Origin of the sequence: Pseudonocardia cypriaca (genome assembly GCF_006717045.1) — a bacterium.
Classification (GTDB): domain Bacteria; phylum Actinomycetota; class Actinomycetes; order Mycobacteriales; family Pseudonocardiaceae; genus Pseudonocardia; species Pseudonocardia cypriaca.
Genome location: NZ_VFPH01000003.1, coordinates 1,398,051 through 1,411,680 on the forward strand (window position 1 = coordinate 1,398,051; position 13,630 = coordinate 1,411,680).

The 13,630-nt window shown below is 71.3% G+C and carries 16 protein-coding genes; 10 read left to right on the forward strand and 6 right to left on the reverse strand.

Annotation, left to right across the window (positions count from 1 at the left end):
* The first annotated feature begins 14 nt into the window (after window positions 1-14).
* The 3 genes from FB388_RS38240 to FB388_RS38250 are packed head-to-tail and all read left to right on the forward strand — an operon-like array spanning window position 15 to window position 2,993.
* Window positions 15-836: an RraA family protein gene (locus FB388_RS38240; protein ID WP_142107503.1), complete on the forward strand. Its 822-nt coding sequence runs from the start codon at window positions 15-17 to the stop codon at window positions 834-836.
* Window positions 833-2,119: a mandelate racemase/muconate lactonizing enzyme family protein gene (locus FB388_RS38245; RefSeq protein WP_142107504.1), complete on the forward strand. Its 1,287-nt coding sequence runs from the start codon at window positions 833-835 to the stop codon at window positions 2,117-2,119. Before FB388_RS38240 ends, FB388_RS38245 begins: the two co-directional genes overlap by 4 nt.
* Window positions 2,120-2,126: 7 nt before the next feature.
* Window positions 2,127-2,993, forward strand: a complete 867-nt coding sequence (locus FB388_RS38250) for an NAD-dependent epimerase/dehydratase family protein (protein WP_246122818.1) — start codon at window positions 2,127-2,129, stop codon at window positions 2,991-2,993.
* 5 nt (window positions 2,994-2,998) lie between these two features.
* On the opposite strand, the gene FB388_RS38255 is transcribed toward FB388_RS38250, so the two are convergent.
* Window positions 2,999-3,640 carry a TetR/AcrR family transcriptional regulator gene (locus FB388_RS38255; RefSeq protein ID WP_142107505.1) on the reverse strand — a complete coding sequence of 214 codons (642 nt, stop codon included), beginning with the start codon at window positions 3,638-3,640 and terminating at the stop codon, window positions 2,999-3,001.
* A gap of 292 nt (window positions 3,641-3,932) precedes the next feature.
* Between FB388_RS38255 and FB388_RS38260 the strand changes: the two genes are divergently transcribed.
* From FB388_RS38260 to FB388_RS38280, 5 genes are all read left to right on the forward strand, one after another.
* On the forward strand, window positions 3,933-5,396 hold the full coding sequence (locus FB388_RS38260) for an efflux RND transporter periplasmic adaptor subunit (protein WP_170226014.1): 1,464 nt from the start codon (window positions 3,933-3,935) through the stop codon (window positions 5,394-5,396).
* Window positions 5,397-5,432: 36 nt separating this feature from the next.
* Window positions 5,433-6,218 carry an efflux RND transporter periplasmic adaptor subunit gene (locus FB388_RS38265; RefSeq protein WP_211362474.1) on the forward strand — a complete coding sequence of 262 codons (786 nt, stop codon included), beginning with the start codon at window positions 5,433-5,435 and terminating at the stop codon, window positions 6,216-6,218.
* Between the two features lie 3 nt (window positions 6,219-6,221).
* Window positions 6,222-7,757: a DHA2 family efflux MFS transporter permease subunit gene (locus FB388_RS38270; RefSeq protein ID WP_142107507.1), complete on the forward strand. Its 1,536-nt coding sequence runs from the start codon at window positions 6,222-6,224 to the stop codon at window positions 7,755-7,757.
* Window positions 7,758-7,848: 91 nt separating this feature from the next.
* Window positions 7,849-9,048 (forward strand): cytochrome P450, encoded by a 1,200-nt coding sequence (locus tag FB388_RS38275; protein WP_425468610.1) that lies wholly within the window; start codon window positions 7,849-7,851, stop codon window positions 9,046-9,048.
* Entirely contained in the window at window positions 9,045-9,257 is a 213-nt protein-coding gene (locus FB388_RS38280; RefSeq protein WP_246122820.1) for a ferredoxin, read from the forward strand. The genes FB388_RS38275 and FB388_RS38280 overlap by 4 nt, the downstream gene beginning before the upstream one ends.
* Here FB388_RS38280 and FB388_RS38285 read toward each other — a convergent pair.
* On the reverse strand, window positions 9,244-9,555 hold the full coding sequence (locus FB388_RS38285; protein ID WP_142107509.1) for an antibiotic biosynthesis monooxygenase: 312 nt from the start codon (window positions 9,553-9,555) through the stop codon (window positions 9,244-9,246). The genes FB388_RS38280 and FB388_RS38285 overlap by 14 nt on opposite strands.
* Window positions 9,518-10,393 (reverse strand): helix-turn-helix domain-containing protein, encoded by an 876-nt coding sequence (locus FB388_RS38290; RefSeq protein ID WP_142107510.1) that lies wholly within the window; start codon window positions 10,391-10,393, stop codon window positions 9,518-9,520. Before FB388_RS38290 ends, FB388_RS38285 begins: the two co-directional genes overlap by 38 nt.
* Before the next feature lie 18 nt (window positions 10,394-10,411).
* On the opposite strand from FB388_RS38290, the gene FB388_RS38295 reads away from it, so the two are divergent.
* Together FB388_RS38295 and FB388_RS38300 are read left to right on the forward strand one after the other, a co-directional pair.
* Window positions 10,412-10,945: a class I SAM-dependent methyltransferase gene (locus FB388_RS38295; RefSeq protein WP_170226015.1), complete on the forward strand. Its 534-nt coding sequence runs from the start codon at window positions 10,412-10,414 to the stop codon at window positions 10,943-10,945.
* Complete coding sequence (locus tag FB388_RS38300; protein ID WP_142107512.1) at window positions 10,933-11,685, forward strand: SDR family oxidoreductase; 753 nt, start codon at window positions 10,933-10,935, stop codon at window positions 11,683-11,685. Before FB388_RS38295 ends, FB388_RS38300 begins: the two co-directional genes overlap by 13 nt.
* Before the next feature lie 111 nt (window positions 11,686-11,796).
* On the opposite strand, the gene FB388_RS38305 is transcribed toward FB388_RS38300, so the two are convergent.
* From FB388_RS38305 to FB388_RS38315, 3 genes are all read right to left on the reverse strand, one after another.
* The gene (locus tag FB388_RS38305) at window positions 11,797-12,480 is read right to left on the reverse strand and encodes a pentapeptide repeat-containing protein (protein ID WP_170226016.1); all 684 of its coding nucleotides are present in this window, start codon (window positions 12,478-12,480) and stop codon (window positions 11,797-11,799) included.
* A 29-nt stretch (window positions 12,481-12,509) separates the two neighbouring features.
* On the reverse strand, window positions 12,510-12,725 hold the full coding sequence (locus tag FB388_RS38310) for a hypothetical protein (protein ID WP_142107514.1): 216 nt from the start codon (window positions 12,723-12,725) through the stop codon (window positions 12,510-12,512).
* Between the two features lie 84 nt (window positions 12,726-12,809).
* The gene (locus tag FB388_RS38315; protein ID WP_211362475.1) at window positions 12,810-13,583 is read right to left on the reverse strand and encodes a GntR family transcriptional regulator; all 774 of its coding nucleotides are present in this window, start codon (window positions 13,581-13,583) and stop codon (window positions 12,810-12,812) included.
* Window positions 13,584-13,630 lie beyond the last annotated feature (47 nt).

Sequence of the window (13,630 nt, forward strand, 5' to 3'; positions counted from 1 at the left end):
AAGGCGAAGCGGAAGTGCGCATCCATCCCGGCAAGGACGATCTCGAGGAGCTCACCGCGGCATGGACCGGTGAGCGCTTCGGCTCGGGCCGGCCTCGCGTACCCGACGACGTGCTGGCGACCCTGAAGCTCGCCACCACCGAGGAGGCGTGGGGCCACCTGTTCCAGGCCGGGTACGTGCGCCAGTTCGCGGGGGGCTGGCGTGAGACGCACCCCGGCACCGTGATCGTCGGGCGGGCGGTGACCGCGCAGTTCCTGCCGCACCGGCCCGACTACGACGCCGTCGTGGTCGCGGCCGGCGCCCGCGAGGGGCACCTGGAGGGCGACCGCCAGAACTCGTGGGTGATCGAGACCCTCGAGAGCGGCGACGTCATGGTCGTCGACATCTTCGGCAAGGTGGTCGAGGGCACCGTGGTCGGCGACAACCTCGGCACGGCCGTGGCCTCGCGCACCGGCGTAGGTGCGGTGATCGACGGCGGCATCCGCGACCTGCAGGGTCTGCAGAAGCTCCCGGGTGAGGTCAACATCTTCCACCGCGACGTCGACCCCACACCGATCCGCGGTGTCACGCTGGCCGGGATCAACATCCCGATCCGCATCGGCGGTGCCACCGTGCTGCCCGGCGACGTCATCCTCGGCACCCCGACCGGCGTCGCCGTGATCCCCGCCCACCTCGCCGCCGAGGTGGCGGCCACCAGTGAGGACACCCGCATCCGCGACGTGTTCGGCAAGCAGCGCCTGTCCGAGCGGCGCTACACCAGCGCCCAGATCGACGTCCCGACCTGGGCGGACGACATCGAGGCCGACTTCCAGCAGTGGCGCAAGGAGAATGCGTGAGCACCAGTACCAGCACCAGCACCGTCAGCGAGGAGTACGTCAGCACCGCGTCGCGGCCGAGCGACCTGCGGATCACCGACGTGCGGGTGGCGAACCTGCACGGCGTGCCGTTCCGCTCCTCGATCATCCGGATCGACACGAACCAGGGGCTCGTCGGCTACGGCGAGGTGCGCGACCAGGCCAGCGCCAGCTACGCGCTCGTGTTGAAGAGCCGGATCGTCGGGGAGAACCCCTGCAACCTCGACAAGGTCTTCCGCAAGATCAAGCAGTTCGGGCACCACGGCCGCCAGGGCGGCGGCGTGTCCGGCATCGAGATGGCGCTGATGGACCTGGCGGGCAAGGCGTACGGGGTGCCGGCGTACGCGCTGGTGGGCGGCAAGTTCCGCGACACCGTGCGGTGCTACGCCGACACGCCGTCGCTGCTCGACCCGCACGAGATGGGCGAGCGGCTGCTGGAGCGCAAGCGCCGCGGCTTCACCATGCTCAAGATGGACGTGGGCATCTCCCTGCTGTGGGACGTGCCCGGCGCGCTGATCGCCCCGGCCGGATCCCGGGACGACGTCTCCACGATGCACCCGTTCACCGGCATCCAGGTCACGCCGAAGGGCGTCGAGCACCTGGCGAGCTACGTCGACACCGTGCGGTCGATCGTCGGCTACGACGTGGCGCTCGCGGCCGACCACTTCGGCCACATCGCCATCGACTCGTGCATCCGGATCGGGCGGGCGCTCGAACCGTTCACGCTGGCCTGGATCGAGGACCTGATCCCCTGGCAGTACACCGACCAGTGGCGCCAGCTCACCGAGGCCGTGGCGGTGCCCACCTGCACGGGCGAGGACATCTACCTCACCGAGAACTTCAAGCCGCTGCTCGATGCGGGCGCCATCCGCGTCGTGCACCCGGACCCGGCCACCTCCGGTGGGATCGCCGAGACCAAGCGCCTCGGCGACTACGCGCAGGAGAAGGGCATCGCCATGGCCCTGCACCTCGCGGCATCGCCGATCGCGACGATGGCGTGCGTGCACCTCGCCGCGGCCACCGAGAACTTCCTGGCCCTCGAGCACCACGCCGCCGACGTGCCGTTCTGGAGCGACCTGGTCACCGGCCTGCCCCGGCCGCTGATCCAGGACGGGTACATCACGGTGCCCGACACCCCCGGCCTCGGGTTCGGCGAGATCAACGAGGAGCTGTTCCGGCAGCAGCTCGACCCGCGCGACCCGGTGTTCTTCGCCGAGACCACCCACTGGGACGGCGAGTTCTCCCACGACCGCCTGTGGAGCTAGGGAACTGATGCGGATAGCAGTGACGGGCGCGGCGGGCCGGCTCGGCCGGCACGTCGTCGCCCGGGCCCTGCGCGCCGGGCACGAGGTCGTCGCGACCGACCTGCCCGGCGCGACGGGTGAGCCGGCTGGACGGGTGGAGTGGCGGGCCGCCGACCTCACCGACCTGGACGAGGCCAGGGCCGCGCTCGCCGGCGCCCAGGGCGTGATCCACCTGGGCGGGCTCGTGCATCCCCGGTACCCGGAGCCGGAGGTCCACCGGGTCAACGTGAACGGCACCTACCACGTCCTGGTGGCGGCCGAGGAGCACGGGCTCGAGGGTGTCTGCCTTGCGTCGAGCATCAACGCGATCGGCGGCGTCTACAGCGCCGATCCGCGCTACGACTACTTCCCGGTGGACGAGGACCACCCCACCTACGCCGAGGACGCGTACAGCCTCTCCAAGTGGGTCGTGGAGCAGCAGTCGGCGGCGTTCGCGCGGCGTCGGCCGGGTGTGGCGTTCTCCGCACTGCGACTGCACGGCCTGCGCGACGACGCGGAAGCGGCGACCTCGCGTGGGCCGGACGACGGGCGGGCCCGCAAGGACCTGTGGGGCTGGGTGAGCTTCGACGCGGCGGCGGCCGCCTGCCTGCTCGCCCTGCTCCGCCCGACGCCGGGCCACGCCGTCTACCACGTCGTCGCCGACCGCACGATCACCGGCACCCCCAGCGCCGAGCTCGCCGCGCGTTGGTACCCGGGCGTGCCGCTGCGCACGCCGATGGAGGGGAACGCGGGGTTCTACTCCACGGCGCGAGCGACGGCGGACCTCGGCTGGGATCCCGCCGTCGACCACCCGGAGATCGGCCCCGGAGAACGGTCCCGCCTCCCGGCCGCCTGATCGGCTCAGCCGTGGGTGAGGTGTTCGGACCAGATCGCCTGCCCGGGGAGCGTGACGTGCGGCCCGTCCGCCCTGAGGCTCTCCAGGAGCAGCGCCATGCAGCGCTCGGACGCGAGCTGCGCCGGCGCGGTCCAATCGATGGACAGGGGCTGGGCGAGCAGCGCGAACATCACGGCGACGTCGCCGGTGCCGACGTCCGTGCGCAGCGTGCCCTCGGCCTGCGCCCTGCGCACGACCAGGTCGAGCAGGCCGACCATGTGCCGGCGGGACCGGTCGACGTCCCGCTCCTTCTTGAGGACCGCGTGCACGTGCGGGTAGGCCGTCAGTAGCCGGAACGACAGCCGTAGCTCCTGCGACTGGCGCAGGATGCGCACGAGTGCGTCCCATGCCGAGGCTTCCTCGGCGACGGCTGCGTCCGCCTCCGCGAACGCGTTCTCGAAGTTGTTCACCGCCACCGCCCTGATCAGGGCCTCCCGGTCGGCGAAGTGCCGGTACAGGGTGCCCGTGGCGACGCCAGCCGATCGGGCGATTTCCTCGGTGGGCGCGTCGGGGCCGTGCGTGGCGAACCACGTCTTGGCGGCAGCGACGATACGGTCGCGGTTGCGGCGCGCGTCGGCCCGCAGTCGCGGCTGCTGGTCGTCTACCACGTCCGCCCTTCCGGTCTCAGCAAATTATCAGGGCCGTCACTCTCGCATGATCGGGGTCACTCGATCGAGGGAAACGGTATCTGCGAGACTGCTCTCTCGTTTCCAGAGCGTGGTGATTGTGCCGCATCTTCGGGAGGGGAGCGTGCAGCGGATGAACGGGCGGCTGGTGCCGACTGGACGGCTGCGGCGGATCGGTGTGGCCGGATGCGGTGCGCTGGTTGTCCTGCTGTTGGCCTCGTGCACGAGTGAGGAACCCTCGAGGCCGAACACCGCGACGGTCCAGCGAGCCGCTGTGACCAGCGGCGTGTCGGCCACCGGGTCGATGAGCGCTGCGAGCCAGCAGAACATGGGCTTCCCGAACGGCGGTCAGCTCACCAACGTCTTCGTGAAGGTCGGCGACCGCGTCGAGCCGGGCCAGGTGCTCGCCACGATCGACGACTTCGCGCTGCGCCAGGCCCTCGAACAGCAGCAGGGTCAGCTGAGGTCGCAGCAGGCCGCGCTCGACCGGCTGATCAACTCCCCGGTCGCCGCGGGCGCGAGGGACACCCTCGCCCAGGCGCAGGAGATCCTGGACAAGACGCGCAAGCAGGCCGACGAGTCGCTCGACGCCGCCGAGCAGGAGATCGACAACGCCGAGCGGAAGCTCGCCATCGACAAGAAGGCGCTCGAGAAGGCCAAGGACAAGCTCGAGGCCGACGAGCGGGCGTGTGGAGACGACTCGTCGAGCAGTCGCAAGGCCGAGGGCAGCGAGGACTCCGACGACGAGGACAGCACCACGTCCGGGTCGAGCAGCTCGTCGCAGTCGCTCGTGACGGTGAGCAACCCCGCCTGCAGCAACATCCCGGCGAGCAAGCAGGCCGTGACGTCGGCCAGGCAGCAGGTCGTGGTCAGCGAGAACGCCGTCGACTCCGCGAAGAAGTCGCGCGACAACACGAAGGCCAGCGGCGAGCTCTCGATCGCAAACGCGGAGCAGGGCGTGGTGAACGCCCGCAACAACGCGAACTCGGCGCGGTCGGACCGCCCCTTCGACATCGAGGAGCAGCGCGGCTCCGTGGTGAGCCAGCAGGCGGCCGTGGCCGCCGCGCAGCGCGACGTCGACAACGCGACCCTGCGCGCCCCGGTGGCCGCCACCGTCTCGGCGATCAACGGCGTGGTGGGGGAGTACCTGGCGCCGAGCAGCGGCACCAGCTCCCTCGCCCCCGGGAGCGGCGCGAGCATCCCCGGCGTCGACTCCGCGTCGGGGGCACAGGCGGCGGCCGGGATCGGCGCCAACCCCGCCCGGCCCGGCGGCACGCAGTTCCTGGTGCTCGACAACATCGACGCGTTCCAGGTGGTCGTCCCGTTCAACGAGGCGGACGCGGCCACGATCCAGCCGAACCAGAAGGTGCGGATCTCGGTCGACGCGGTCCCGGACGTGACGCTCGACGGCACGGTGCTGTCGGTCGCCCCGACCGGAACCGCCATCTCCGGGGTGGTCACCTACTACGCGACGATGGTCGTGCAGAAGTCCGACCCGCGGATCAAGGACGGGCAGACGGTGCGCGCCACCGTGGTCACGGAGGAGCTCGACAACGTGCTCACCGTGCCGAACGGGGCGGTGCGCCAGGAGAACGGCCGTCCCACCGTGACCGTCGTGGACTCCGACGGCACCCAGAAGGCGGTGCCGTTCGAGGCGGGCAAGGTGGGCGCGGACCGCACGCAGGTGCTCTCCGGCCTGCGGGAGGGGCAGCAGGTCGTGTTGCCGGCCGCGCGATGAACGAGCGGATACTCGAGGTCGGAGGGGAGTCGGTCGATGTCTGATGGTCCGATCACAGAGCCGGTCGCGGTGAGCAACGGCAGCACCGACGGCAAGCCCAGCGACACCACGAACGCCGCCGCCAACACGGCGGCGAGCGACGCCGCCGAGCCGAAGCCGAAGCGGAAGATGTCGAAGGGCACGAGGATCGCCCTGATCGTGATCCTCGCGATCGCGGTGCTGGCCGGCGGGGGGATCACCACCTGGTACTTCATCGACGCCCAGAACTACGTCAGCACCGACAACGCGCAGATCGACGGCGACAAGATCTCCGTGAACGCACCCACCAGCGGCACGGTGATCGACTGGCGGGCCTCGCAGGGTGCGCAGCTCGAGCAGGACCACGTCGTGGGCCGGATCCGGATCCAGGGTGCGTTCGTCCAGCCGGAGATGCCGGTGCGGGCCCCGGCCAACGGCACCGTCGCGATCAACAACGCGGTCGAGGGCACGTACGTCACGGCGGGCACCGAGCTGGCCGTCGCCTACGACTTCTCCAAGATCTTCGTCACGGCGCGCGTCGACGAGACCGACATCGACGACGTCCGTCCCGGCCAGCTCGTGGACATCGACGTCGACGCGTTCCCGGGCCACACGTTCCGGGGCACGGTCCGCGAGGTGCAGGGCGGCGCGGCCGGCGTCTTCTCCGTGTTCCCGGAGTCGAACACGTCGGGCAACTTCCAGAAGGTCACCCAGGTGATCCCGGTGAAGATCGACATCGCGAACCCGGACGGTCTCGGGATCGTGCCCGGCATGAACGTCACCGTGAACATTAGAAAGAACTAGGCGGTGACGCAGGCGGCAGCCCCCCGCGCGGAGGCGCCCGCGGCAGGCGGGGGGTGGCTGCTCCCCCTCGTCGTGCTCGTCTCCGGGATGTTCATGTCGGTGCTCGACACGAGCATCGTCAACGTGGCGATCCCGAAGATGCAGAACGTCTTCGGGGTCACCGCCGACGACATCGAGTGGATCGCCACGTCCTACACGCTGGTGCTCGGCGTGATCGTGCCGATCAGCTCGTGGCTCGCCAACCGGGTCGGGCAGACCCGGCTCTACATCGTGTCGCTGCTGGCCTTCGCCGCGGGATCGGCGCTCTGCGGCGTCGCGTGGGACCTGGACAGCATGATCGCGTTCCGGGTGATCCAGGCCATCCCGGGCGGCGTGCTGCCGGTCGTGAGCCTCTCGATGCTCTACCAGATCGTGCCCAAGGAGAAGATCGGCAGCGCGATGGGCATCTACGGGCTCGGCGTCGTCGTCGCGCCCGCCGTCGGCCCCACGCTCGGTGGCTACCTGGTCGAGTACGTCGACTGGCGGCTGATCTTCTTCATCAACGTCCCGATCGGCATCCTCGGTGCGATCGCGGCCTTCCTCCTGCTCCCGCCCTTCGCCGGGCGACCGGCCGGGCGCTTCGACCTGCTCGGTTTCCTCACGATCGCCACCGGGCTGTCGTCGCTGCTGCTCGCGCTCTCCGAGGGGCAGTCGTGGGGGTGGACGGCCTACCCCACGGTGATCCTGATCCTGCTCGGGCTCCTGTGCCTCGCGCTGTTCGTGGTCATCGAGAACACGGTCGAGAACCCGCTGCTCGACGTGCGGGTGTTCGGGGTGTGGGCGTACACCAACTCGCTGCTGCTGATCTCGGTGCTCTCGGTCGGCCTGTTCTCGGTGCTCTTCTACATCCCGGTCTACCTGCAGTCGGCGCGCGGGCTCGGGGCGTTCGAGGCGGGGCTCCTGCTCATGCCGCAGGCGCTCGTCATGGCGGTGCTCATGCCGATCGCCGGGCAGGTCTACGACCGGATCGGGGCGCGGGTTCCCGCGGTCGTCGGGCTGTTGATCATGACCTTGGCCGGCTACCTGATGCAGGACCTGACGGCCGTCACGTCCGAGGGTGAGATCATCGCGCTGCTCTGCCTCCGTGCCCTCGGCACGGGGATGTGCATGATGCCGATCATGACGAACGGGATCTCGGCCGTGCCGCCCGCGCTCGTCGGCTCGGCGAGCGCGTTCAACAACGTCACCCAACGGGTCTCGGCGGCACTCGGGTTGGCCGCGCTCACCGCCTTCATGACCATCCAGCAGGCCCAGCTGGGAGCCGACCGGGCCGGACTGGTCAGCCCGGACATGATGCCGTCGCTCGGCCCCGGCGCCTCGGGTCAGGTGCTGGGCACGATGGCGATCTACCAGCAGACGTCCACGCAGGTCTACGTCTCGGCGCTCGACGACGTCATGTTCATCACCACGATCATGACGGGCGCCGCCGTCGTGCTCGCCCTCTTCCTCCGCAGGCCGAGCGGCGCGCCGGCGGGCGGCGGACCCGCCATGGTCGACTGAGGGGTTGCTGAGGCCGCGCGGAACCCGGAGGTGGGTGTCCGTCGTCTCTCACGGGAGCGTGCCGCGTGGGCGCGCGCCGTCGGGAGGTCCGGTGACAGCACCGCCAACGCTGCCCGTCCACATGCAGCGCAACGGATTCGACCCCGTGCCCGTGCTGGCCGAACTGCGGGACGGCAAGGGCATCGAGCGGATCCGCACCGCATTCGGCATGCAGGCCTGGCTCGTCACCCGGTTCGCGGACGTCCGTGAGGTGCTGAGCGATCCGGTGCGCTTCAGCAACGCCCGCCTGCAGGAGGCGGGCCGCCCGCCGGGGCTCCCACCCGTGACCCCGGAGGAACGGGCGCGGCAGCTGGCGGGGAACCTGCTCGCCGCCGACCCGCCGGACCACACCCGACTGCGCCGGATGCTCACACCGGAGTTCACGGTGCGGCGGATGCGCAGGCTGGAGCCGCGGATCCGGGAGATCGTCCACGAGCACCTGGACGCGATGGAGCGCCACGGGCCGCCTGCCGACCTGTTGGCGGAGTTCGCCCTGCCGGTGCCGTCGCTGGTGATCTGCGAGCTCCTCGGGGTGCCGTACGCCGACCGGGCGGCGTTCCAGGAACGCACCCACCGGCAGCTCGACCTGCGCGTCCCGATGGAGGATCGGCTCGAGGCGGGGAAGGAGTCGCGGGCGTACATGGCCGAGCTCGTGGCGCGGGCGCAGGCGGAGCCGGGCGAGGACATGCTCGGCATGCTGGTGCGCGAACACGGCCACGACCTCACCGCCGACGAGCTCGCCGGGATCGCGTCGCTGCTGCTGATCGCCGGGCACGAGACCACGGCCAACATGCTCGGGCTGGGCACCCTCGCCCTGCTGCGCCACCCGGCCCAGCTCGCGATCGTCCGGGACGAGCCCGACCGCGTCGACTCGGCCGTTGAGGAGCTGCTGCGCTGGCTCACGATCGTGCACACCGGAACCGCCAAGATGGCCACCGTCGACACCGAGATCGCCAGGCAGCCGATCGCGGCGGGCGATCTCGTCATGTGCGCGCTGCCCACCGCCAACCGCGACCCGGAGCTGCGCACCGACCCCGACCGGCTCGACGTCACGCGCGGCGGCGTCGGCCACGTGGCGTTCGGCCACGGCGTCCACCACTGCCTCGGAGCGCCGCTCGCCCGGATGGAGATGAAGATCGGCTTCCCGGCCCTGCTGCAGCGGTTCCCCGGGCTGGCCGAGGTGCCCGGCACCGCGACGTTCCGCAGCTTCAGCATCATCTACGGTCTGACATCACTGCAGGTGACGTGGTGAAGGGGGACCTGGTGGCCGGTGTCGAAGTGCACGCGGACCGCGACGTCTGCATCGGCGCGGGGCTGTGCGTCCTCACGGCGGGCGCGGTGTTCGACCAGGACGACGACGGCATCGTGGTCGTGCTCGACGAGCACCCCGCCGATGTCGTCGCCGCCCGCGACGCCGTGGCGAACTGCCCGTCCGGGGCGCTGTCGCTCACGGAGGAGTAGGTGCGCTGACCACCGTGTAGTGGCGCACCCGCTCGTCCACGTCGTCGAGCACGGCGCGGGCGGCGGGGGAGACGTTCGCCGCGTCGACGTCCGGCCCCGCGAAGCGGCGCACGTCGGCGAGCGAGTCGAACAGCGTCAGCGTGACGAGCTCGGTGCCGGTTCCGTGCGACCGGCGCAGCAGGTAGGCGCCGCGGAAACCGGCGAGCCCGCCCAGCGCGTCGAGCACGTGTGCGCTGAACTCCTGCTCGTAGGCGCGGGGATCACCGGACGTGCGGGCGCTCCAGATTCGCATGATCATTGCCTGATCGTCTGCCGTTCCCGGCCCCGCGGCTTGACGATTCGTGCTCGCCCGCCAGCAGGCGCCGCACCCGGCTCGGCGGGTCGCCCACCTCGGCCCGCACCGCCCGGGTGAGGTGCGCGTGGTCGGCGAACCCGAGATCGGCGGCGAGGCCGGCGAGATCCCGGTCGCCGTCGGCCAGCCGGTCGAGCGCGGCCCGCACCCGCAGCCGGTTCCGGAACCGGGTGAGCGTCTCGCCGGTCTCCGCGCGGAACACCCGGGAGAGGTGCGACCGGGAGACCCCGAGCATGCGGGCGAGGCGGTCCAGCCGGTCGAACGCCGGATCGGTGACCAGCAGCTCGCGGGCCACTCCGGCGAGCCGACGGTGGGACGGGGTGCCGCTGCGCGCCGGCGCCCGGACGGGGCCGTCGAGCAGGCCCTCGGCGAGCCGCACCACCCGCTCGGCGAGCTCGAACCCGTCCGCGCCGTGGCGAGCCCTCGCGAGCAGCGCACGGTGCGCCATGTCCACCCGGCCCGAGGTGCGCAGGGTGGCAGGCAACCGCCGTGGCAGGAGCTCCGCCGCGAGCCGCGGACCGAGCGAGACCACGGTGCAGGCGTCCTCGCGGCCCGGCAGGTGGGCGATGCTCTGCTCGTCGCCGGGCCGTCCCACGAACGCGGACACCGGGTCGACCGTGGCCTCCGAGCTGCGCAGCCGGAGCCCGAACGTGCCGCGCCGCACGAAGACGAGCTGGTGGGCGGGCGTGTGCACGGGCGCCGTCCAGTTCCTGGTGCGCTCGATGATGCGCAGGTCGTCGACGGCGACGTCGTCGGCAGAGGCGATCCTGGTCAGCTGGCGCACGATGCCATGCTTCCACGCGTGGCGGCTGCGGCGGAGCGGTTGGTCTGGGCGGTCGGGACGCTGGGCGTGCAACCCGGCGACCGGGTGCTCGAGATCGGGTGCGGGCACGGGGTGGCCGTGTCGCTGGTGTGCGAGCGGCTCGACGGCGGGAGGGTCCTCGGCATCGACCGGTCCGCCAAGATGATCGAGGCGGCGAGCCGCCGCAACGCCGCGCACGTGGCCGCGGGGCGGGCGGCGTTCCAGGTGGCGGCGCTGCACGAAGCCGATCTCGGCGACGCCCGGTTCGATCTCGCCTTCGCGATCCACGTCCCGGTGCTCCTGCGCGGCGACCCGCGCCGGGAGCTCGCGATCGTGCGTGCGCACCTCGCGCCGGGTGGCCGGTTCGCGCTGCCGTTCCAGCCGCTCGACCCCGCGACCACCGAGCCGACCGTCGACCGGCTCGCCCGCCTCCTCGAGGACGGCGGGTTCACGGCCGTCGAGCGGCACGTCGCCGAGCTGGCGAGCGGACGGGCCGGATGCGTGGTGGCGCGCCTGGGATCATGTCCCTCGTGACGGACGGCGACGTGGCAGTGGTGACGGGTGCTGGCTCGGGACTCGGGAGGGTGGTGGCGACCACCCTGCTCGACGCGGGCTACCGCGTGGCGCTCGCCGGGCGCCGGGCGGAGGCGCTGGAGGAGACCGCGGGCGGCCGCGAGTCGGCGCTCGTCGTGCCCACCGACGTCGGCGACCCCGCCTCGGTGGCGCACCTCTTCGCCGAGGTGCGGCAGCGCTGGGGCCGGGTCGACCTGCTGATGAACAACGCAGGCACGTTCGGCCCGTCCGGCAGCGTCGACGAGATCGCGGTCGAGGACTGGTCGTCAACCGTGGCCACCAACCTGACCGGCGCCTTCCTCTGCGCCCGCGAGGCCTTCGCCGCGATGCGCGCCCAGCGCCCGCAGGGTGGGCGGATCATCAACAACGGTTCCATCTCCGCGCACGTGCCGCGCCCTGGCAGCGCCGCGTACACGGCCACCAAACACGCCCTCACCGGCCTGACCAAGTCCATCGCGCTCGACGGGCGCGCCTACGACATCGCGTGCGGGCAGATCGACATCGGCAACGCCGCCACCGACATGACCGCCGGCATCTCCGTGGGTGCGCGGCAGGCCGACGGCAGCGTCCGCCCCGAGCCGACGTTCGACCCGGTCCACGTGGCCGAGGCCGTGCTCCTCATGGCCCGGCTGCCCCTGGACGCGAACATCCCGTTCCTGACGATCACGGCCACGACCATGCCGTTCCTGGGCCGCGGCTGATTCCGGGCCGCCGGGCAGCGACTTCACAAACCCGGTCCGGGCTTCACACAGGGCCCGCCCTTTGTGAAGTCCGGGCTGGGTCTGTGAAGCCGCTCGGTCGGCCCTCCGACCTCAGCCTGCTGGGCGCTCCGTCACCTGGATGCCCAGCGCGTCGAGCAGGCCGCCGGCCAGCGGGACGATCTGGTCGGGGCTGATCCGCGTGCCGCGCAGGGACAGCACGCCGCGGACGTCGTCGACGGTGGACCCGTGCAGGTCCGTCTCCCGCAGCCGAGCCGTGTCGAAGCTCGCCTCGCCAAGGTCGCACCCGAGCAGCGCGCAGTGCTCGCCGTCGAACTCGTAGAAGTCGGCGCCGCGCAGCGAGGTGTTCTCGACGAGGAGGAACCGCGCCTTCGTCATCCGGAGACCGGCGAGGTCGGCGGTGCTGTCGCTGATGTGGACGTCCGTGAGCTGCGCCCCGTCGAAGGCGGTGCCGGTGAGCCGGCAGTCGGTGAAGACGACCCGCGTGAGGACGGCCTCCTCCAACCTCGCCCCGGACAGGTCGCAGTGGACGAACTCCACGTCGCGGCACTCCAGGCCGGTGAAGCGCACGCCGGTGAGGTCGCCCCCCACCCACCGACTCTCCTGGATCCGCAGGTCGGCGACGCGCTCGGGCACCTGCACCTCGGCGCCCGCCTCGACACAGTCCCACAGGTCACCGCCCTCGACCTCGCCGGGTGCCGCGGCGAACTCGTCGGGGAGGTCGGGAGGTTCCGGGCGGCGTTTCGTGGGACGGGACCTGCTGCCTCGGGGAGCCACGCGAGGACCGTACGGGGTGGGTCCGACGATCAGTTGTGCCCGGCGACCGCGCAAAGGGCGATGCGGGCGACGGTGCACGGCCAGTGCGCGAGGGTGTGCACGCATCCGGTGCAGTAGCCGTCCGGGCGGCGGCGGTGGAGCGCGAGAGTTCGTTCTGGACCACCCGGTTGCGCGGCCATGAAAGCCACCGCGGCGGCGAAGGTCCGTCGAGCTACCAGGTGGTCGTCAACCTCGTCGTTGGCCACGCCGAACACTCACCTTCGCTGGCTGCCTGGTTGTCTAGGGGAGTAGCGCCACGCTACCGCCTCCCTGGGGCAGATGCAACGAGGTCAGCGTGCCTTGATCTCGTATTCGAGGATGAATGCGGGAGCAGCCTTGACGGTGTCGCACACCTCTACTGATCGACCTGCGCTGTCATAGGCAGTGCGGAGGACCACGATCACCGGCACGCCCGCCTGCAGTTCGAGGCGGCTTCGCTCCTCGGACGTCGGCATACGAGCAGTGACCTCTTCTACGAATCGCTCGAGGGTGTACCCGGCCTCTTCCAGCCGGGCGTACACGCCTCCAGGGCCGGTGTCGGTCTCCGCGATCGCAGTGCCTTCTGCGATCTCGAGCGGCAGATATGACACTGCGAGCTCGACCGGGCGGTCGTCCGCGAAGTAGCGCCGAGATCGGCTCAGCACGAGGCCGCCTTCCAGCTGCAGGCGCTCACGCACGAAGGAAGGTGCTTCGCCCCGGGTCACCTCGATCTGATCTACACGTGGCCGGAAACCGCTTCGCTCCGCCTCCGCGAGGAAGGCTGCCTTCCCCGCCTCCCGGTGTTCGCGCGCGAAGCGGTCAGACGCCAGCCTCCTGACCGGTGGCGGCTGCCGAACGAAGACTCCGCGCCCGTGTTCTGCGACCACCCGGCCCTCCGTGCGCAGCTCCTGGATCGCTTGCCTGGCGGTCATCCGCGCAACGCCGTAGTGCTCCTTCAGCTCCGCCTCGGAGGGGAGCCGATCCCCAGGCCCGAGCTGGCCGGCGTCGATCGCGGCGCGGAGATGATCGGCGATCTGCCGGTATGGCGGCCGATCGTTCAGCCGATCGATGCGGCCGAGCTCCACGCCAACACCTCCAGTCGTCCAGGCGCCCCGTAGGGTACGTCTCTGAT